This window comes from Bradyrhizobium sp. Ses1 (assembly GCF_059512365.1).
The window spans coordinates 255,133-275,218 of the sequence record NZ_JCAMOQ010000002.1 but is presented as its reverse complement, the minus strand read 5'-3'; the positions used below and the strand labels follow the sequence as shown (position 1 = coordinate 275,218).

Below are 20,086 nucleotides of genomic sequence, written 5' to 3'. Positions count from 1 at the left end.
GATGATCGCGGAATGATCGCAAATTGTTGCTTCAAACGCGGCTATAGCCGCTCGTCGGGTGGCGCGATTTCGGTGACGAGGTCTCTTATCAGCGCTTTCTTCGGCAGCGGCGCCAGCGTCATGACGCCCTGTTTGAGGCGCACCGTGCAGGCGTAGTCGACTGTGCCGTCAATGAGCATCATGCACTCCTTGCACGCGTTGGCGTTGATGCAGGAGTACCGATAGGCGAGGGTGGGGTCGATCAGTCGACGTACCATGCGAAGGCCATCGAGCACGGATTGGCCTGGCTCGAACGTGACGTCGAACTCTTCGAACCGCGGCGTTTCCCCGGCGTTGCCGCGCCGAATGCGCAGAGTTGTGTTCATGCCACGGGCCTTCCATTGGCCGGCGCGATCCTGCGCAGGCTGATATCGCCTTGTGACAGGCTGATGGTCTGGTTGACGCACCAGTCCTCCGACAGTCTCGGTTGGTCTTCCCGTTGATGCGCGCCGCGGCTTTCGCTGCGCGCCAGCGCAGCCTCTGTGACCGACCGCGCCACCAGCAGCATGTTCCGAAGGTCCAGCCAGTCAGTCATCATCGTGTCGAACGGCGCCCCGGTCGAAAGCGGAACATTGCCGATCTCCCGGCTGAGCTGCAGGATCGAGGAGAGTGCCGAGCGAAGCTTGGCTTCTGTTCGGAAAGGACCAACCTTGTCGGCCATCGCCGTCTGCAACCCGGCAATCGCGGCCGCAGGATTGGGCGCATCTCGTCTTGTTGCGCTGCGCAGCAGATCAAGCACAGGGCGAACCGCCTCTGCTGACCAGGACAGGCTTTGTGCCTTGGCTCGTTCCGCGGCGTTGCGACCGGCGCGCGCGCCAAAGACCAGCGCTTCGGTAATCGCATTGCCGGACAGCCGGTTGGCGCCATTGGCGCCGCCCACGACCTCGCCGCCGGCATAAAGTCCCGGTATGCGCGTCTGCAGCGTCTCGTCGACCCGAACCCCGCCCATCGTGTAGTGGGCGATCGGCGCGACCTCGACGTCCTGTCGAGCAAGGTCGATACCGTTGGCAAGAAGACGATCCACGACGGGTCCGAATGCGCGGCGTATCTCCGCCTCGGGTACGTGACGGAAGCTGAGATAGGCGCCGCCCGCCGGGCTGCCGCGACCGGCCTCGACCTCTTTGGTGATCGCATAGGTCGCGAGATCGCGAGTCAGGACGTAACGGCCGTCACTGCGGGAATCCTGGCTCGCATAGGCCGTTTCGAATTCCCGGCGTTCAGAGTTGAGCAGCCTGCCGCCCAGCTTGTAGCGGAACGGATCCCACATGATCGGATCCATGCCGATCAGACGCGGTGCCAGATGGCCAATCGGGAAGAATTGAACGAACTCCATGTCGATCAACTCCGCCCCGGCGCGCAAGGCCAGCGCATAGCCATCGCCGGCCATGTTGGCGGAGGCGCTGTTGCGGCGATAGAGGCCGGTAAGGCCGCCAGTTGCGATGATTACGGCTTTCGCGGCGAGTGTCACCGCGCGACCGGTCGGCAGGTGCAACGCGACTGCCCCGCAGGCCTCGCCGTCCTGTATGGCGATATCGACGATCACGAGATCGCCGATCAAGCGCACATCGCTCGCACTTTTCAGTCGGGTCCGCAGTGTCCTGGAGACCGCGGGACCCGTCGAGAGAAAATCGACATAGGCGCAGCGGGGACGGTCATGGCCTGGCGCCTGAGCCTGCTTGATGTGGCCGTCCTCCCGCGCCCAGCCCACCTTCCAGTCGTCCATCTCGCGCAGCCGCCGCGGCCCGTCCTCGCAAAGCAGCGCGGCGAGGCGCTCGTCACACAGTCCGCGGCCTGCCGCGAGCGTATCCGCCAGATGGTACTCCCAGTGATCGGGCGTCTGCTCGCCAAGCGCAGCCGCCACCGTCATTTGCGCCATCACCGTTGCGCCGCCGCGACCAATCAGGCTGCGATCGGCGAGAATCACGGACGCACCGGCACGCGCAGCTTCCAGCGCCGCGTACATGCCGGCGCCGCCGGCACCGATCACGAGCACGTCGGTCTCAAGATGCGCCGGGCTCAAGTTCTGGGCTGAATTCAACCCGGTCCTCCCAAGAAGGCATCCGAGACCGCGGGATCTTCGATCATCTTCTGCGCCGGCCCCGATGCCACCACGCGACCGGTCTCGAGCACGTACGCCCGGTCCGCCACCTTCAACGTCTGACGCGCCTTTTGCTCAACCAATAGCACAGATAGTCCTTCGGCGCGGGTCTCGGCAATGACGCCAAAGAGGTAAGCCGTGGCTTGGGGCGCAAGGCCGAGCGACGGTTCGTCCAGCAGCAACAGGCGCGGTTTCGACAATAGCGCGCGCGCGGTCGCCAGCAATTGCTGCTCGCCGCCGCTGAGCAGGCTCGCCGCGTTGTGACGCCGCTGCCCGAGGATCGGAAAGCGCTCCTGCATGCGCTTGAGGTCCGCGATCGCCTGGCTCTTGTCCGCGCGGGTATAGATCCCCATCGCGAGGTTTTCCTCGACCGTCATGCGTCCGAGGATGCCGCGCCCTTCGGGCACCAGCACGACGCCGCGGCGAACGTTGCGTTCGGCATCATTCGGCCTCAGCTTTTGGTCCTTGTAGACGATCTCGCCCTGGAACGGCAGGAGGCCCGCGATCGCCCGGGCGATCGTGCTCTTGCCCGCGCCATTGGCACCGAGCAACGCGACGATTTCACCTTCAGCGACGTCGATGTCCACGCCGCGCACCGCGGTGATGGCGCCATACCGGACCTGCAGCCCACGAGCCGAGAGTATCATTCGTCCTTACCAAGATAGGCGTCGAGGACGCGAGGATTCGTTCGGACTTCGCTTGGCGCGCCTTCCGCGATCAGGACGCCGAAATCGAGCACATAGAGATAATCGCACAGCCGCATCACGAAGTTCATGTCGTGCTCGATGAGAAGGATCGTCAATCCGGTTGCGCGAAGCTTCAGCATCAGTTGCCGGATCTCTTCGGCCTCGTCATGGTTCATGCCGGCCACGGGCTCGTCGAGCAGCAACAGCTTCGGCCGCGCGGTGAGGGCACGCGCCATCTCCACCCGGCGCTGCATTCCATAAGGCAGCGATTTGGCAGGGCGGTCGCGCAAGTCGGTCAGGCCGAAGAACTCCATCACCTCTACCGCGCGGACCTGCGCGGCAGGGTCGCCCCAGCCGACCGGCAGCAATCGGCGCCACCAGGATTCGCGGTGCGGCTGCGCAACGAGCAGATGCTCCCAGACCGTCATGCTGGGGAAGAGGCGGATATTCTGGAAGGTTCGCGCAATGCCTTCGCGCGCGATTTGGTGGGGAGGCAGCCCATTCAGCGCCGTGCCATTCAGGCGAACCGTGCCGGAATCGGCGCGGTAGGCCCCGGTGATGACGTTGAACAGCGTCGTCTTTCCAGCGCCGTTGGGACCGATGATGCCGACGATCTTGCCCTCAGGCACGCCGCTGGTCACGGCGGAAAGCGCATGGATGCCGCCGAAGCTCTTTGTGACCTCGCTGAGTTGAAGAAGCGGCGCGCTCATGATGCCGCCTTCCTGAACGTGAGCCCACGCAGCAGCGTGCGGTCGACGATGCCCTGGCGGCGCACCAGGAGCACCAGGATCAGCAGCGTGCCGAAGGCGGCGAGGCGCCAGTCCGCGATCGGCCGCAGGAATTCGGGCAGGAAGACCAACAATATCGCGCCGATCAGCGAGCCCAGCCCGAGCGTGGAGCCGCCGAGGATGGTCGCGAGCACGAAGTCGATCGAGCGCTCGAAGCCGAAATTGGCGGGTTCGATATAGACGTGATGGTGCGCGAACAGCCCACCGGAGATCGCAGCAACAGCCGCGCCGATCCCGAATGCGCCCACCTTGATCGCCACGGTGTTTAGGCCGACCAGCCCCGCGGCTGTTTCGTCGTCATGCACGGCCTGCATCTCGAGCCATACGCGCGAGCGCTCGACAAGGATCAGGACGACAAGGATGCCGCCGGCCCATGCCCAGATATACCCGACCGAAATGTGCGCCATGCCGTGAAAGCCGCCGGATCCACCCATCGCTGGGAAGTTGATGAAGAAGCTGCGCATCATCTCGCCGAAGCCGAGCGTGGCCATCGCAAGATAGATGCCTTTCAGCCGAAGGGCAGGGAAGCCCACGATCACGCCGATGATGCCGGCCGCGATCGCGGAGAGGGTCAGCGCCGGCGTGAGCGGCATGCCGAGTTCGACGGTGAGGTAGGAGCTCAGATAGGCGCCGATCGCCATGAAGGCCGCGTTGCCGAGCGACAATTGGCCGGTGGCGAGGATGATGTAAACGCTGAGCGCGCCGAGCAGCAGGATGCCGGCTTCAGCGAACAGGCTGGCATAATAGGTCGACATCACACGCGCTGGCCCTGGTCGGAACGCGCGCCGCCGAGCAGACCTTGTGGGCGCAGCAAAAGGATCAGAATCATGAAGCCGTACACGACGAAGTCGCGGACCTGCGAGCCGCCATAAGCCACCGTGAGCACCTCGACCACGCCGATCAGGGGACCTGCGAGCAGCGCGCCCCAGATGTTGGTGGTGCCGCCGATCACCATCACAGCGACCGCCTTCAGCCCGATTTCGACGCCGAGATATGGTGTGATTGCGCCGTAATGCAGCGCGATCAGGACGCCGGCAACGCCGGCGAGCGCGCCTGACAGGGCGAAGGCAAACAAGGTCAACCGGTCCGCCGAGACGCCGAGCAGGCGCGACACTTCGCGGTTTTCGGCGACCGCCCGCAGCGCCCGGCCAATGGTGGTTCGCTGCACGGTGTAGGCGATCAGCGTCACCAGCACGATGGTGGCGCCGACAACGATGAGCTGCATCTGGCCGATATTGACCGGGCCGAGCGTGTACTGCCGCCCCAGATACTCATCAGGCAGTTGCAGCGGGTCGGAGCCCCAGAAATTTGTCGCGACGTTCTGCAGGATGATCGAGAAGCCGAGCGTGCTCAGCATCGGCGTGACGACAGGAGTACCCCGCAACGGCTGATAGCCAATCCTCTCGATCACCATGGCGGCAATGGCCGCGCCCGCCATGCCGCCGAGCACGGCGACGGGAAGGGGAAAGTTTGCGGCGATCAGCGTGAATCCGAAATAGCCGCCGATCATGAAGAGTTCGGCGATCGCCAGATTGAGGATGCCGAGAATTCCCATCACGATGGAGAACGACAGCGCCAGCAGCGTGTAGATCGCTCCTAGCGTGAGGCCGTTCACGAGTTGCTGCCACAGCATGAATGTTCAGTCGGTCGGATGTTGAAGAGAGGGGCCGGGCGAACCCGGCCACCGAATGATTGCCGCGTCGATCAGCAGCCGGCGTGGTTGGGCGCGGAGCTGCAGCCGCGGACCTTGGTGTCCCACGCGCCGTTCTGACCCTGCAGCACGTAAAACGCCTTGATCGCATCGCCGTCGTCGTTGAAGCCAATCGGTCCGCCGAGGCCCTGGAAGCCTTCCAGCTTGGCAAGATGGTCGCGGATCTTGGCGCGATCGGCCTCGACGTCTGCAGGCTTGCCGGTCACACCGGATTTCTTGATCGCATCGATATACATGCTGACGATCTCATAGATGTTGGCGTCATACATGCTCGGTTCGATCTCGGCCGGCAAGCCGCTCTCCTTGCGCAGCAGCGGCTGCAGACTGGCGACGAACTTCTCGGCCGCTTCGCCTTTCATGGTGGCGAAGAAGGTCGCCGGCGCAATGATCGGAATTTCCGGCGCGGCCTTGAGGATCGCCGACGAAATCAACTGGGTGGCGCCGACGACCGGCTTGATCAGGCCCTGGCGCTTCATCTCGCGCAGCACGGTGATGGCCTGGCTATAGTCCGCGCTGACGACCACACCGTCCGGGTTCAGCGACTTCAGCTTGGTGACCTGGGCACTGACGTCGAGATCGCCGGTGTTGAAGGACAGCGGGTCGGATTCGTTGACGATGGCGATCTCGTTCGCCTTCAGCGCGGCGGGCATGATCGCCTTGCCGACGGTCGCTGCGGTGGCGTCCTTGGCATCGAAGATGATGCCGACGGTCTTGATGTTGAACGCCTTCTTGAAATAGGGCACCGTCGTCTTGGCGAGCACGCCTTCGTCGATGGTGTTGCGGAACGCCCACGGGCGGTTCAGCTTGGCTACTCCAGGCTTCGAGGAAGCCTGCGAGGTTGCGACCACCTTCATCTCGTTGGCGACAGGAAACGTCACTTCCGCGGCACTGCTGGTCAGCGGGCCTGCGACTGCGAGAACCTTTTCGTCGCCCGCCAGTTTGCGCAGCGAGCTCGCCGCCTGGGCCGGCTTGGCGCCGTCGTCGAGAATGGTGATCTTCAGCTTGGCGCCGTTGATGCCGCCGGCATCATTGGTCTGCTTCTCCAGCATCTTCAGCGTGACGCTGTTGCTGCGGCCCCATTCGGCGAATGGGCCGCTGCTCGGCACGACCGCGCCAAGCGCGATCTCCGGGGCTTGCGCCAATGCGCTGCCCGCGCTCAGCGAGATCACGGCGAGGGTGCCTAGCAGCCGCGACGGGTTCAATATGACCTTCAACATCGACTTCTTTCCGTTGCTATTAACCATGGCTGCCTACAGCAGCCGATCTCGGAAGGGTGCAATGCACGCGGCGTGCCAGTGGCCCCGCGCGTAGCTAATGCTCCAACAGATTTGGCTCTTTGACAAACGAAAATTTCGCAGCTTTGTAGATTAGTTCTCTTTGGAAGCTATTTTTTCGGCACTGCGGTGAAGTTTGCGGCAACCTGTCACGCCTTGCCGGTCTTCCGCGGCTTGGACGAGGATTTACGCGATGGCGAGGCCATCGGCTGGACGTTGGTTTCGGCCAGGTATCGCTGCAGCGCGATAGCGCGGTCGCTCGACTCCACCAGGCGCTGCACCAGGTCGAGCAACATCTCGAACTCCCGCGCGCTCAGGCAGCCAAATTCCACGTCGTTGATCTGCATTTGCGTCGGCGCCAGCCGCTCGAGCAATTCGACGCCCCGCGACGTGACGCTGAGCGAGAGCCGTCGGCGGTCACCCTGATGCGCAGCCTTTTCGATCAAGCCCTTGCTTTCCAGCTTGTTGGTCACGGTGGTGACGAAGGCGCCACTGAGATGGAGGTGGTCGGCGACGGTCTTGACGTGGACGTCGCCTTGCGCCGCCAGATGCCGGATCGCGATCAGCGTGGTGTATTCGATCCCGGGAAGACCGATGACGGCGGCATGGCCATCGCGCAGTGTTTGATGCCGGGCCAGAAATCCGAACAGGCTGTGCACCAGTTTGCGAAACTGCTGGTCGGAGCCGTCTACGAGCAGTTCAGGGCGGGAGGTTGTGAGCGCAGTGCGATGGGCGATGCGTCCGGCGCCGGGTTTGGTGGTGATGGCGCGCGCTGCTGTCTTGGCCAAGGGATCATCTCATTGATTGGGTTCGTCGGAAGATTGAACGGTCCCAATGGCAATTGCAATGCTTGTCATTGCAATGCTTGTGCCCGGAGGGGCACAGCGTTGATTGCCGCCTTGACATTCAGCCCATAATAGCTTCGGATATTAGCTATCTAATCCTGCATCGGGCTGGCACGAGGTGCCATTTGTTCGATGTTTTTTGGGGGATCGCGATGGACGAGGCATCATCCGGGGCGGCTGTGGGCGGTTTGGTCAAGAACGGCGCCGAGCACGTCGCAAGCGTGCGGGACGGCAGGGCGGTTTTTCTCGACGGCGAGCGCGTTGCCGATGTATCGACGCATCCTGCCTATCGTCATGCCGTCGAATCGGCCGGTGTGCTGTACGATTATCAGGCGCATCCCGACAATCTGCAGCGGATGACCTTTGACGTCGGCGGCGGCCGGCGCATCAGCCGGGCCTGGCAGCTCCCCAGGAGCTATGAGGATCTGGTCGAGCGCCGGAAGGCGCTGGTGGAGTGGGCCGAATTGTCCTGCGGCTACCTCGGCCGATCGCCGGACCACGTCGCGTCTTCGATGTCCGGCATGATGATGGGCATCGAGGTTTTCGAAAATTATGACCCGAAGCGCGCCCAGGCGTTTCGCGACTGGTTCGACTACGCCCGCAAGAGCGACCTGTTCATGACCTACGTCATCAACAACGTGCAGGGCGACCGCTCCAAGGCGTTCGGCAGCCAGGGCAAGGGCGCCGAGGACATGGTGGCCCGCATCGTCGACGAGGACGCTTCCGGCATCACCATTCGCGGCGCCAAGCTGTTTGCCACCAGTGCGATCATGGCCAATGAGCTGTTTGTCGGCTCCGGCCAGCCCCTCCGGCCGGGTGAGGAGCATCTGGCATTTTCCTGTGCGCTGCCGATGGGCACCAAGGGATTGAAAATGCTGTCGCGGAAGTCGTTCGAGGCGCACGCGGTCAGCGAGTACGACAATCCGCTGGCCTATCGCTACGACGAGAACGACGCCCTGGTGTTCTTCGACGACGTCAAGGTGCCGTGGGAGCGCGTTTTCCTGCTGCGCAACACCGACATGTGCCGGGCACAGCTTCACGATACGCCGGCGCATATCTATCAGAACTATCAGGCGCAGATCCGGCTTTCGGTCAAGCTGCGGTTTCTGGTCGGCCTGGCGCGCGGCATCGCGCAGACCATCGGTACCATCAATTTTCCGCCAGTGGTCGATACGCTCGGCAAGCTCGCCTCGCAGGCGGCGCTGATCGAGGGCATGGTGTTCGGCATGGAAGCCGGCGGCGCCATGCGCGGCGAATATTTCCTGCCCAACAAGCATCTGCTTTATGCGGCGCAGGTCCAGTCGCAGGAAATGTACCCGCAGATCATCAGCACCATCCGTGAACTGGCCGGTGGGGCGCTGTTGATGCTGCCGTCATCGGTGCGGGATTTCGCCAATCCGGAATTGGCCGACATCATCTCGCTGACGCAGATCTCGCCGGCGATGAGCGGCGAGCAGCGGGTCAAGATGCTGAAAATGACCTGGGATGCGGTCGGCTCGGAATTCGCCTCGCGTCATCTGCAATACGAGATGTTCTACGCCGGTGCGCAGTTCGTCACCCGCGGCCACAGCTATCGCACCTATGACTGGGATCGCGCCTCGGGCCTTGCCGACCGGTTGGCGAGCAAGTACCGGTTGCCGGATTTTGAGAACTAGAAGCGTTTTCGAGCGAAGCATGCCCTCGGACTTGATCCGAGGGTGGACCCGGTTCGCATAGCAATCAAGTTTACGCAGATTGCGCAGACTTATCTGCGCGGAAAACGCGTCGGGTCTAATGCGCGGCGCCTGAGAAGTCGCGGGGCAGGCGGTTTTCCGCGACGCGCACGTTGCGGATGCCCGCCGGCGTGTTGCGGCTGCGACCCACGAAGCGCGGAATGCCCGCCGTCAATACGGCGGATACCGCGGGGACGTCGCCGTTGCGCAAGGCCGACAAGGCGTCGTCCTGCGAGCCGCCGGCGCAGGCATCGATCAGGAGCACGTCGGCTTCCTTGCCGGGTTGCAGCAGGCCGGTGTTGAGCCGATAGACGCGCGCATTGTTGCCGGTGGCCGCGGCGATCGCCTGTTCCGGCGGCATGCCGCCGAGACTTGCCAGGTGGCTGATCGTGTAGAACATGCCGAGCGGCATGATGCCGCTTCCGGTCGGCGTATCGGTGGCGATCAACAGCCGCTCCGGCTGCCCCACTTCGTCGAGCAGTTTGGCGGTCAGGAGCGCGGTGCGCAGATTGCCCGCGGTGCAAAGCTGCAAGGCAATGGTGCTCTCGTTGACCAGCCGGGCAAAGCCCGCCTCCGGCATCGCCACCGGACCGCCATTGACGTGAAAGGACACGGTCGGATTGGACGCCAGCACATGCTCGGCCCAGATCCCTGACGAGCCGGGGATCGAGGAGCCGCCGGTGTGCATGGTGGTCACCATGCCCAATCGTCGCGCCGCCTGCATCAGCGGTGCATAGTCGAAAGGCGTGGCGAAGGCGCCGAACCCTGCCTTGGCGAGCCAGATGCCGGCCCCTGCGAGTTCCTCAAGATCACCCTCGGTGAGGCCGGGCTCGAGAATGACCGAGCCGGCGTGAACCCGCACGCCGCCGGGACGATAATCCAGGAAGCACGCCCGCGCCGCCAGCGCCAACGCCTTGACGCCGGTCGCATCCTTTGGTCGGCCAGGCACATGCACTTCCGATGCGGTGATCGCCGTCGTCGTGCCGCCGTGCAGATAGCTTTCGAGATAGCCGACCACGCGCTGGCGCGGGGTGTAGTCGCCGAAAGTGATGTGCACGTGGCTGTCGATCAGCCCGGGCACCGCCGTCGTTCCCGCGGCATCAATCACCACATCGCAAGCTGCGACCGCGTCAGCGGAAAGCGTTCCGATCTCGACGATCCTGCCATCATTGATCAAGATGCCGTCGCCCTTGGCAAAGGGAGCGGCAAGGTCGCCCGTCACGATGGTGCCGATGTTGACGATCGCGGTGCGCATGGAGAGTCCTGTCGCTGGGGTTAGTGTAGTCCGTCCTCGCCGACGATGGCGTCAGCAGACAGGCCTCCAACGCGCGCGTTGAGGCGGCCGCGATTGGCGAGGCAGACGATCAGCGCGATTTCGTCGGCGGCCGGCGCGTCGGTCGGCAGCGTCACCGAGACGCCGTCGTAGTGTGAGCGGACGTAAAGGGCGTCCTTATGGGCCAACGGAACGTCGATCAGGCACCCTGGCGCCGCGAGTTTCGTGAAGGAGGGGATCCAGGCCTTGGCGCCGCCGACGGCCTCCCGCAGCGGCGTCGCAAAGGTGGTGGTCAGCAAGGCGTTGGCATGTTCGAGTTCGCCGCCGAGGCCGACGACGCCGCCCTTGCCATAGCTTTCAGCCTTGTGCGGCCCGAGCGCCTCGATCGCCAGCTTGGCCAGCACGGCTCCAATCTCCGCGCTGGCAACCGTCCCTTCGGACAGGTCCTCGACGTAGCGCCCGGCATAGGGGTTCTGGATAATTGCGACCGCGGCAACGCGGCGCAGCGGACTGGCGTGTCGCCGGCCCGCCTCGACCTCCTTGTGATCGGTGAAACAGAGCAGGCGCCTGACATCGAGTTTCATTTGATGAGTTTCTCCCAAACCAGCTACGGCAAATCCTGCCGCATCAAATATGTTTGAGCAATAGCTTAGTTGCGAAGCAAGGGTAGGGAGGGGTGGCAACCCGAGTTGGATGCGGGGAACGCGAGCCGGGGTAGCCCAATCAGGAAGCCTCACGATCCCCCAGCGAGCGCTGGCGGCCGCGCAACGTATTCTCGATCAGGTGTGCGGCCTCGTCCGCAGCATTCACCATGCCAGTCATCAGCTTGCGCATTTTCCGGAAGTCGGTTGCCGACAACCCGCGAAACAGCATGTCGTTGACCGGACGCTGCAGCGCCGCCAACTCGTTGATCAAGGCTCGGCCCTTCGGGCTTACCGCGAGGATGACCCTCCGCCGATCCTCCGAATCGACGTGCTTGTGGACAAGGCCCCTGGCAACGAGCTTGGAGATCTCGATTGTGGCGAAGGCGCTGCTGAAATGCAGATGTTCGGCGATCTGGTTCACTCCAATCTTCCTGTTCTCGCCGCTCAGATGTGCGACCGCAATCAGCACCGTATACTGCGTTCCGGACAGACCGAGCACCGCGCCGAGTTGGCTCCGTACCGCCTGCAATCTTGTAAAAAAGGCGAGCGCATCGTGAATGAAGTGCCGAAAGGCCCAGTCGGACCCATCCATCATCAAATGGGGGATCGAGACCGTTGGCTCAATTCCAGGCTTTTGTGCCTTCCGATTGGTCTTGGCTGTCCGTGATCTTGTCTTGCTCGGCATGAATTCCTCGCTGTTGCGCCGCGATATGTCGTCTGGCACAAGCACGAACAGCTTGCGTTGCGCTGCCGCAAAGATCGGCATCGGCTTGCTTGACAGCGGTCTTTTTACCTCGATAATATAGCTTTGTTATAAAGCTAATTATGGGCTTGTGACTCCTGATGACCGCAACCACAGATCTCGATGCGCGTGCCTTCCGCCGGGCGTTGGGGCAGTTTGCCACCGGGGTTGCCGTGATCACCGCGCAGGCTGCCGACGGAAGTGCGATCGGGCTGACCATGAGCTCGTTCAATTCCGTCTCGGTCGATCCGCCACTGATCCTGTTCTCGATCGACCGCAAGGCCTTCAGCCTGGCCGCGATGACGGAGGCCAAGGGTTATGCCGTGAACATCCTGGGGCACGATCAGGAGCATCTGTCGAACCAATTCGCCCGGGCGCTCGGCGATAAATGGACTGCGGTGGAGCACACGATCGGCCATATGTCGGCGCCGCTGATCGCCGGCGCGCTGGCGCATTTCGAATGCGTGCCTTACGCGCAGTATGACGGAGGTGACCATGTGATCTTCGTCGGGAGGGTCGTGCGGTTTTCCGCCCATCCTCCCAAAGAACCGCTTATATTCTTTCGCGGGGCCTATCGCAGCCTTGCCGGAACCGAAAGCAGCCCGGAATGGCCGCTTCCAATGCACTACTAGTAAATCCATCCAGGAGATCTCGAGGCCTTCATGATCAAGACTGGCGCACAGCACATTGCGAGCCTACGCGACGGACGCGAAGTTTATCTTGACGGCGAGCTGGTGACCGATGTCACCACGCATCCGGCGTTTCGCGGCGCCGTGGCTTCGGTCGGTCGGATGTTCGACTTCCAAAGCGCGCCGGAAAATCGCGAGCTCATGACGTTTGAGACCGACACCGGCACCCGCGCCAATCGCATTTGGGAGTTGCCGGGCAGCTATGAGGCGCTGGTCAGGCGCCGGCGCGGGCTGGAAGCGTGGACAGAGCTGCATGCCGGCTTCATGGGGCGAGCGCCGGACCATGTCGCCTCGTGCATTGCGGGCATGTATATGGGGCTCGAGGTCTTCGAGGCCTATGACAAGGAGCGCGCCAAGGCTCTTGCGGATTATTACCGCTACGCGCGCGACAACGATCTCTATCTGACCTACGTCATCATCAATCCGCAGGCTGATCGCTCGAAGAGCGCCGCTGGGCAGGCCGATCCCTACCTGACCGCGGGCATCGTGTCGCGCGATGCTGACGGCATCGTTGTGCGCGGCGCCAAGATGCTGGCGACCGGCGGGATCATGGCCAATGAGGTGTTCGTCACCTGCATCCAGCCGTTGCAGCCGGGCGATGAAAAATACGCGATCTCCTTTGCGATCCCGATGAACACCAAGGGACTCAAGATCCTCTCGCGCAAATCCTACGAGGCGGGGGCCGGGGCGGTGTTCGACAGCCCGCTGGCGAGCCGCTTCGACGAGAACGATGCGGTTCTGTATTTCGATGAGGTTAAGGTGCCCTGGAACAGGGTGTTCATCGTCGATGACATCGCGATGTGCCAGAAGCAGTTCCACGTCACGCCGGCGCACGTCTACCAGAACTACCAGGCCATGATCCGGCTCTCGATCAAGTTGCGCTTCCTTGCGGGAATCGCGCACCGTATCGCGGAAACCAATGGCATCATCGGTTTCCCGCAGGTCAAGGAGACGCTCGGCCAGCTCGCCGCCGAGGTCAGCATGGTGGAAGCGTTCATGGTCGCGATGGAGACCAAGGGCCAGCAGCGCGGCGTTTACTTTGTGCCGGATCGGCAGATGCTCTACGGGGCGCAGACCATGACGCAGCAGCTCTATGCCAAGATCATCAACGCGCTGCGCGAGCTTGCCGGCGGCGGCATGATCATGCTGCCGTCCTCCGTGAAGGATTTCGACAATCCGGATCTGGCGAAGCTGATCGGCAAGACCCAGCAGTCGCCGGCCGCCGGCGCCGTGGACAAGGTGAAGTTCTACAAGCTCGCCTGGGATGCGGTCGGATCGGAATTCGCCTCGCGGCATGCGCAATATGAGATGTTCTATGCCGGTGCGACCTTCGTCACCAAGGGGCATGCCTTCCGCACCTATGACTGGCAGAAGTCGGCGGCGTTGCTCGACAAGATGCTGTCGAGCTACGATCTGACGGACGAATTGACCAACGGCCAAAAACCGGCTTCATCGTCCCGAGCGGTCGCCTAAACTTCAGGAAAGTCGAAAAATGGCAATCAACAAGCTTCACGACGAGTTTCGCGCCATCGATATGTCCAGCGGGTGGGAGACGCCCCCGGGCTATCCGGCCGGTATCCAGCAGAAAATCCTCTCGGGCGCCCTGGATGAAGTGAACAAGCGCGGCAGCCGCACCCGGCTGCTTCGGTTCGAGCCGGGCGTTTACACGACCAAGCCGTTCGTGCACGAATATTGGGAAGAGGTGTTCCTGTTTTCGGGCGACCTGATCGTCGGTAATGACGAGCAGGGCAATGGCGGCGAGTCGTTCAAGCCGAATACCTATGCATGCCGCCCGCCGGGCGTCTATCATGGACCGTTCAAGTCGGTGACCGGCTGCCTTCTGATGGAGATTCACTATTTCGATCCCGCCTGAGGGCGAGCCGAGGCGTCTGATCGTCGGCATCACCGGAGCATCCGGCGCCATTTATGGCGTCCGGATGCTGCGACTGTTGAAGTCGATGCCGATCGAGACTCATCTGGTGATGAGCCGTTCGGCAAAGATCACGCTGACCCAGGAACTGGACGTCAAGGTTTCGGACGTAACGGCCTTGGCGGATGTCGTCCACCAGGTCGACAACATCGGCGCCTCGATCTCCAGCGGCTCGTTCAAGACGCTCGGGATGGTGATCGCGCCGTGCTCGATGCGGAGCCTTGCCGAGATCGCCAGCGGCGTGACGTCATCGCTGGTGACGCGAGCGGCGGACGTGGTGTTGAAAGAGCGGCGCCGGCTCGTGCTGATGGTGCGCGAGGCGCCACTGCATCTCGGCCACCTCAGGTCGATGGTGGCCGCGACCGAAATCGGCGCCATCGTCTACCCGCCGGTGCCGGCGTTCTACGCGCGTCCGGAAAGCCTCGATCAGATGGTTGATCATACGCTCGGCCGCGTCCTCGACCTCTTTGATATCTCGACTGACGTGGTCAGTCGTTGGCGGGGGCTTGCGCCTGCCGATGCCAAGGAACCGCGTTGAGCGGCGCGGCGTCGGGGGAAGAGAATGGCGCCACGGCCGGCGCGAGCCAGGCAATCGATGCGGAAAGCTGGGCGTTTGCGCTGGAGCTTTATGCCGAGCCGGGCATCGCCGATGCCTGCCTTGCATTACAGAACGAATGCGGCGTCGACGTCATGGTGTTGTTGATGGCCACGTTCGCCGCCGTCCGCCGTGGGATTGCGCTGACGCCGTTCGATGTCGCCGCGATGGACGCGGCATGCCGCGACTGGCGTGAGCAGGTCGTGCTTCCGCTGCGCGCGCTTCGCACGATGTTGAAGTCGGGACCAGCGCCGGCGCCTAACGAGCGGAGCGAGAAATTGCGATCGAGCATCAAGGCGGCCGAACTGTCCGCCGAACGGTTGCAGAATGAAGCGCTCGCGCAATGGCTTGCGAAGCTGCCGGCGCGGTCGCGTGCACTGCAGCGTAAGGACATCATCTGCGCATTGCGAGCCGTGATTGATTTTGCGCTGCAAGAGCGCCAAGGCGAGCCGAGTGCGGCGCAGCTCTCGCTGATCGACGCGATTGTCGATCGAGCGCTTGGACCTTCCAACTAAGTCTGCGCGCACGGCGCGCACATCTTCAGCACGGCGTGCCTAGCAAGCAGGCTTGACTAGCTTTATTGCTTAGCTATTCTTGTTTAGTAATTTAGATGGGATCGATCTTGCAGCCTGAAGTTCTCGATACGCGTTTCCGTTCGGCGCTGGCCCGTCTGGCGCAACGTGGCCGCATCCTCACCTATGAAAAGCCGGTCGATCCGCACCTCGAGCTCGCCGCGATGTTGAAGAAGCACGACGGCAAGCAGGTCCTGCTGTTTCCGTCGGTCAAGGGCGCGGACGTTCCGGTCGTCGGCAATCTCCTGAGTTCGAGAGAAAACTGCGAAGCGGGTTTCGGGCTGGATTTCAGGGGCATCCGCGGCCTCGTGCAGCGCGCCCTCGGTGGTCCGCTGAAGCCGGAGCTCGTGAAAGAAGTTCCTGTTCAGGAAGTGGTGCTCCGCACCGGCTTTGATATTACGAAGATCATACCCGCGTTGTTTCACGCGCCGGGCGATGCGGGCCGCTACATCACCGCCGGCATCGTGGTGGTGAAGGATCCGGTCACCGGCATCTACAACGCCTCCTACCATCGCCTGCAGCTCTTGGGGCCGGACCGCGTCGCGATCAAGCTCGACTTCGGTCGTCACTTGCGGCTGGCGTTCGAGCGCGCCAAGGAGCAGGGTAGGTCGCTGCCGGTCGCGGTCTGCATCGGCACCGACCTCGCGCTGCACTTTACCGCGGCGACTATGGGTTCGCAGATGCCGGAAAGCGCCGACGAGCTTGCCGTCGCGGGCGGGCTCGCGGGCCGTCCGCTCACGGTCGGTAAGGCAGTGTCGCAAGATATCCTGGTGCCGGCGGAGAGCGAGTTTGTCCTCGAAGGTGAGATCCTCGCCGACGAGGTCGCTCCCGAGGGGCCATTCGGCGAGTTCGTCGGCTTCGCCGCGCCGGCGGCCGACGCGCCGGTCCTGAAGATCACCGCGGTCACGCATCGGCTGCGGCCGATCTACCACGTCATCAACGGCTTCGGACGCGAGACCATCATCCTGCGGAAATATGTACTCGAAGCCAGCCTTTTGAAAGTGCTGCAGTCGGCGATTCCAATCGTGACTGACGTCGAGATGACGTCAGGCGGTCTGCATCGTTTCCACGCGGTGATCCAGGTCCACAAGCAGAGCCGTCAGCACAACGGGCTTCAGCGCAACGCGATCCTGGCCGCATTCGGTGCGTTGAAGGATCTCGATCTCATCACCGTGGTCGACCACGATATCGACATCCGCGATCCCATCGACGTGGAATATGCGGTGGCGACGCGGATGGAAGCGTCCGCCGACCTGTTCATGATCCCTGGTGCGCGCGGCCACGAATATGTGCGCGTCAGCAAAGAGGGCGTGCGTACCAAGCTCGGCATCGACGCCACGGTGCCGTTCGAGGATCAGGACAAGTTCCGGCGGGTCGAATTCGCGCCGACGCCGGTAGAGCTCAGTGAATTCACCGCGGGCGAGGCGGTCGCCAGGAACGCTCTCGGCCTTGCGGGATCGAACATCACCTGAACCATCTTCACTCAATAGATCACAGGCGGGGAAACGAAAGATGATGCGAATTGCGGCGGCCATTCTGTCGGCAGGCATGGCATTGAGCGCCACGGCGGCATCGGCGCAGGAGTGGCCGAGCAAGACCATCAAGCTGGTCGTGCCCTATGCGCCCGGCGGCTACACCGACTCGGTCGCGCGCATCACCGCGCGATATCTCGAGAAGGAATTGGGACAGACGGTGATCGTCGACAATCGCGCCGGCGGCGGCGGCATTGTCGGCTCCGACCTCGTGGCAAAGTCGCCTGGCGACGGTTACATGCTCTGCATCTGCAGCGTTGGTGCCATTTCGGTCGCTCCGGTCGCGCAAACGACATCGTACGATCCGGTGAAGAGTTTCAAGCCGGTCAGTGTCGTCAGCACGATTCCGCAGACCGTGATCGTCAACCCGTCGCTCCCGATCAACACGATGCAGGATCTCGTTGCCTATGCCAGGGCCAACCCCGGCAAGCTGAGCTATGGGTCCAGCGGCGCCGGCGGCCTGATGCATTACTCGGTGCAGCTCTTCGATGCGCGGAACGGCACCAAGATGACCCACGTTCCGTTCAAGGGCGGTTCGCCGGCCACGGCTGCTGTAGTGTCGGGCGAGGTCAATTTGTCATTCACCAACATGACCGATGCGTTGCCGCAGATGGAAGCCAACAAGGTGCGCGCGCTGGCGGTGACCTCGGCCAAGCGCAACGAGTTCGCGCCGCAATTGCCGACGGTGTCTGAAACGGTGACGCCGGGCTACAGCGTCGAGTCATGGAACGGCCTGATGGCGCCGGCCAGCACGCCGGACCCGATCATCGCCAAACTGTCGGACGTGCTGAAGAAGATGGCGGCGGACCCCGAGGTCAAGAAGAGCATGGCGGTGGTCGGCGCCTCGACCGTGTTCACCACGCCTGACGAATACAAGGCGCAGATCGCAGCTGAAGTCGAACAGTGGCGGGAGCTCCTCAAGGAAATCGCCGAGAAGAAGAACTGACTGGCCTCGGGATAGGTCAGCGGGAGGCAATATCAGCATGAGGTCATCTGCCGGACGCGGCAACAATACCGACTTCTATTCCGGCTTGCTGCTGATCGCGGTTGCGATCGTGGCACTGCTTTATATTCGAACGCTTTCAGTTGGCACCGTCCTGGAGATGGGGCCGGGCTACTTCCCGCTCGGGCTTGCGCTCGTTCTGCTCGGCATGGGGCTTTGCCTCGCCGTCAAGGGGCTGCTCGCCGAAGGCAGTCCGATTGGATCGTTCCATCTGCGGCCGTTGATCTGCATCCTGCTGTCGTTCACGGCTTTCGGCGTGCTGGTCGAGCGCGCCGGGTTGATCATCGCGATCCTCGCGCAGGTGGCCATTGCGCATTTTGCCTCCGTCGAGACGCGTTGGCGGCAGAGCCTCGTGAGCGGCGTGCTGCTCGCGGCGGCCTCGGCCGTGATCTTTGTGTGGCTTCTCAAGATTCCGGTGGACCTCTTGCCATGACCGATGTCTTCGCCCAGCTTGGTCATGGCTTCGCCGTCGCCGCGACGCCGATAAATCTCTTCTTCTGCCTGGTCGGTGCCATCTGCGGCACGTTGATCGGTGTGTTGCCGGGCCTTGGTCCGGTCGCCACGATCTCGCTGTTGCTGCCGGCGACCTATGCGCTCAGTCCGGTCTCCGCGATCATCATGCTGGCCGGCATCTACTACGGCGCGCAGTATGGCGGGTCGACGACGGCGATCCTGGTCAACATTCCCGGCGAATCCACCTCCGTGGTCACCGCCATCGACGGCTACAAGATGGCGCAGCAGGGCAGGGCGAGCGAGGCGCTCGCGATTGCCGCCATCGGCTCCTTCATCGCGGGATGCATCGGCACCGTCGTCATCGCGCTGCTTGGACCGCCGCTCGCCTTGATGACGCAGCAGTTCGCCTCGCCGGACTATTTCTCGCTGATGGTGCTCGGGCTCGTCTCGGCCGTGGTGCTCGCTAACGGTTCGGCGTTTCGCGCCATCGCGATGATCTTTCTCGGCCTGCTGCTCGGCATGGTCGGCATGGACCTCAACACCGGCGAAGCCCGCATGACGTTCGGCCTTGTCGAACTGTCCGACGGCATCAATTTCGTCGCGCTTGTCATGGGGCTGTTCGGCGTCGCCGAAGTGATCTCGAACCTCGAAGGGGCGTCGGTTCGCATCGTCAACAAGATGCGGATCGGCACCATCTGGCCGTCGTTCAGCGCATTGCGAGGGGCATGGGGCGCGGTTCTGCGCGGCACCGCGCTCGGCACGCTGTTCGGCATCCTGCCGGGCGGTGGCGCGACCATCGCGTCGTTCTCCGCCTACGCCCTCGAGAAGCGCGTCGCCAAGGATCGGTCACGGTTCGGCAATGGCGCCATTGAAGGCGTGGCGGGGCCGGAAAGCGCCAACAACGCTGCGGCGCAGACTTCGTTCGTGCCGCTGCTGACGATGGGTATTCCGACCAGCGCCACCATGGCGCTGATGGTTGGTGCGTTGACGCTGCACGGCATCGCGCCCGGACCGATGATCATCTCCCGGCAGCCAGACCTGTTCTGGGGCCTGATCGCCAGCATGTTCCTCGGCAACGCAATGCTGGTGATCATCAATCTGCCGATGATCGGGATCTGGGTTCGTTTGCTCGCGGTTTCCTACCGGCTGCTTTATCTGGTCATCGTCGTCGTCTGCGCCATCGGCGTTTACTCGGTGAACAATTCGAGCTTTGACGTTTACATGACGGTCGGCTTTTCCCTGCTGGGTTACGTCCTGCGCAAGCTCGACGCCGAGCCGGCGCCATTGTTGATGGGCTTTGTGCTCGGACCCATGGTCGAGGAGAACTTTCGGCGCAGCCTGATCACCTCGCATGGCGATCCCATGGTCTTCCTGCAGCGGCCGATAAGTCTCGCGCTGCTCCTGATCTCGGCAGCCTTGCTGATCTCGATCATGATGCCGACGGTGCGGCAGCGCCGCGTCGAAGTCTTCCAGGAGTGAGCGGCCAGCCAGGCGCCGTAA

21 protein-coding genes are annotated in these 20,086 nt (G+C 63.0%); 10 read left to right on the top strand and 11 right to left on the bottom strand.

Annotation, left to right across the window (positions count from 1 at the left end; translation table 11 throughout):
* Positions 1–41: 41 nt before the first annotated feature.
* From AC5ZG5_RS04220 to AC5ZG5_RS04185, 8 genes are all read right to left on the bottom strand, one after another.
* Positions 42–365 carry a 2Fe-2S iron-sulfur cluster-binding protein gene (locus AC5ZG5_RS04220; RefSeq protein WP_028162040.1) on the bottom strand — a complete coding sequence of 108 codons (324 nt, stop codon included), beginning with the start codon at positions 363–365 and terminating at the stop codon, positions 42–44.
* Positions 362–2,077, bottom strand: a complete 1,716-nt coding sequence (locus AC5ZG5_RS04215) for an FAD-binding protein (protein ID WP_456641132.1) — start codon at positions 2,075–2,077, stop codon at positions 362–364. The genes AC5ZG5_RS04220 and AC5ZG5_RS04215 overlap by 4 nt, the downstream gene beginning before the upstream one ends.
* Positions 2,074–2,784, bottom strand: a complete 711-nt coding sequence (locus tag AC5ZG5_RS04210; RefSeq protein ID WP_456641131.1) for an ABC transporter ATP-binding protein — start codon at positions 2,782–2,784, stop codon at positions 2,074–2,076. Before AC5ZG5_RS04210 ends, AC5ZG5_RS04215 begins: the two co-directional genes overlap by 4 nt.
* On the bottom strand, positions 2,781–3,533 hold the full coding sequence (locus tag AC5ZG5_RS04205; RefSeq protein ID WP_028162043.1) for an ABC transporter ATP-binding protein: 753 nt from the start codon (positions 3,531–3,533) through the stop codon (positions 2,781–2,783). The genes AC5ZG5_RS04210 and AC5ZG5_RS04205 overlap by 4 nt, the downstream gene beginning before the upstream one ends.
* Positions 3,530–4,366, bottom strand: coding sequence for a branched-chain amino acid ABC transporter permease (locus AC5ZG5_RS04200; protein ID WP_456641130.1), 837 nt, complete (start codon positions 4,364–4,366; stop codon positions 3,530–3,532). Before AC5ZG5_RS04200 ends, AC5ZG5_RS04205 begins: the two co-directional genes overlap by 4 nt.
* The gene (locus tag AC5ZG5_RS04195) at positions 4,366–5,244 is read right to left on the bottom strand and encodes a branched-chain amino acid ABC transporter permease (RefSeq protein ID WP_456641129.1); all 879 of its coding nucleotides are present in this window, start codon (positions 5,242–5,244) and stop codon (positions 4,366–4,368) included. The genes AC5ZG5_RS04200 and AC5ZG5_RS04195 overlap by 1 nt, the downstream gene beginning before the upstream one ends.
* A gap of 71 nt (positions 5,245–5,315) precedes the next feature.
* Positions 5,316–6,539 (bottom strand): ABC transporter substrate-binding protein, encoded by a 1,224-nt coding sequence (locus AC5ZG5_RS04190; RefSeq protein WP_456641128.1) that lies wholly within the window; start codon positions 6,537–6,539, stop codon positions 5,316–5,318.
* A 206-nt stretch (positions 6,540–6,745) separates the two neighbouring features.
* Positions 6,746–7,384, bottom strand: coding sequence for a MarR family winged helix-turn-helix transcriptional regulator (locus tag AC5ZG5_RS04185; protein ID WP_456641127.1), 639 nt, complete (start codon positions 7,382–7,384; stop codon positions 6,746–6,748).
* 209 nt (positions 7,385–7,593) lie between these two features.
* Between AC5ZG5_RS04185 and AC5ZG5_RS04180 the strand changes: the two genes are divergently transcribed.
* On the top strand, positions 7,594–9,096 hold the full coding sequence (locus AC5ZG5_RS04180; RefSeq protein ID WP_456641126.1) for a 4-hydroxyphenylacetate 3-hydroxylase family protein: 1,503 nt from the start codon (positions 7,594–7,596) through the stop codon (positions 9,094–9,096).
* Positions 9,097–9,211: 115 nt separating this feature from the next.
* On the opposite strand, the gene AC5ZG5_RS04175 is transcribed toward AC5ZG5_RS04180, so the two are convergent.
* The 3 genes from AC5ZG5_RS04175 to AC5ZG5_RS04165 form a co-directional block, all read right to left on the bottom strand.
* Complete coding sequence (locus AC5ZG5_RS04175; protein WP_456641125.1) at positions 9,212–10,408, bottom strand: amidohydrolase family protein; 1,197 nt, start codon at positions 10,406–10,408, stop codon at positions 9,212–9,214.
* A 20-nt stretch (positions 10,409–10,428) separates the two neighbouring features.
* Positions 10,429–11,010 carry an amino acid synthesis family protein gene (locus tag AC5ZG5_RS04170; protein WP_456641124.1) on the bottom strand — a complete coding sequence of 194 codons (582 nt, stop codon included), beginning with the start codon at positions 11,008–11,010 and terminating at the stop codon, positions 10,429–10,431.
* Positions 11,011–11,149: 139 nt separating this feature from the next.
* Entirely contained in the window at positions 11,150–11,836 is a 687-nt protein-coding gene (locus AC5ZG5_RS04165) for a MarR family winged helix-turn-helix transcriptional regulator (protein WP_456641123.1), read from the bottom strand.
* 77 nt (positions 11,837–11,913) lie between these two features.
* Between AC5ZG5_RS04165 and AC5ZG5_RS04160 the strand changes: the two genes are divergently transcribed.
* From AC5ZG5_RS04160 to AC5ZG5_RS04120, 9 genes are all read left to right on the top strand, one after another.
* Positions 11,914–12,444, top strand: coding sequence for a flavin reductase family protein (locus AC5ZG5_RS04160; protein ID WP_028162052.1), 531 nt, complete (start codon positions 11,914–11,916; stop codon positions 12,442–12,444).
* Between the two features lie 30 nt (positions 12,445–12,474).
* Positions 12,475–13,974: a 4-hydroxyphenylacetate 3-hydroxylase family protein gene (locus AC5ZG5_RS04155; protein ID WP_456641122.1), complete on the top strand. Its 1,500-nt coding sequence runs from the start codon at positions 12,475–12,477 to the stop codon at positions 13,972–13,974.
* A gap of 19 nt (positions 13,975–13,993) precedes the next feature.
* Entirely contained in the window at positions 13,994–14,374 is a 381-nt protein-coding gene (locus AC5ZG5_RS04150) for a cupin domain-containing protein (RefSeq protein ID WP_028162054.1), read from the top strand.
* Positions 14,364–14,969 (top strand): UbiX family flavin prenyltransferase, encoded by a 606-nt coding sequence (locus AC5ZG5_RS04145; RefSeq protein ID WP_456641319.1) that lies wholly within the window; start codon positions 14,364–14,366, stop codon positions 14,967–14,969. The genes AC5ZG5_RS04150 and AC5ZG5_RS04145 overlap by 11 nt, the downstream gene beginning before the upstream one ends.
* Entirely contained in the window at positions 14,966–15,541 is a 576-nt protein-coding gene (locus tag AC5ZG5_RS04140) for a TIGR02444 family protein (RefSeq protein WP_456641121.1), read from the top strand. The genes AC5ZG5_RS04145 and AC5ZG5_RS04140 overlap by 4 nt, the downstream gene beginning before the upstream one ends.
* 107 nt (positions 15,542–15,648) lie before the next feature.
* Positions 15,649–17,070, top strand: a complete 1,422-nt coding sequence (locus AC5ZG5_RS04135) for a UbiD family decarboxylase (protein WP_165435085.1) — start codon at positions 15,649–15,651, stop codon at positions 17,068–17,070.
* A gap of 40 nt (positions 17,071–17,110) precedes the next feature.
* Positions 17,111–18,076 carry a Bug family tripartite tricarboxylate transporter substrate binding protein gene (locus AC5ZG5_RS04130; RefSeq protein ID WP_456641120.1) on the top strand — a complete coding sequence of 322 codons (966 nt, stop codon included), beginning with the start codon at positions 17,111–17,113 and terminating at the stop codon, positions 18,074–18,076.
* A 37-nt stretch (positions 18,077–18,113) separates the two neighbouring features.
* Entirely contained in the window at positions 18,114–18,566 is a 453-nt protein-coding gene (locus tag AC5ZG5_RS04125) for a tripartite tricarboxylate transporter TctB family protein (RefSeq protein WP_456641119.1), read from the top strand.
* Positions 18,563–20,065 carry a tripartite tricarboxylate transporter permease gene (locus AC5ZG5_RS04120; protein WP_456641118.1) on the top strand — a complete coding sequence of 501 codons (1,503 nt, stop codon included), beginning with the start codon at positions 18,563–18,565 and terminating at the stop codon, positions 20,063–20,065. The genes AC5ZG5_RS04125 and AC5ZG5_RS04120 overlap by 4 nt, the downstream gene beginning before the upstream one ends.
* The last annotated feature ends 21 nt before the right edge of the window (positions 20,066–20,086 follow it).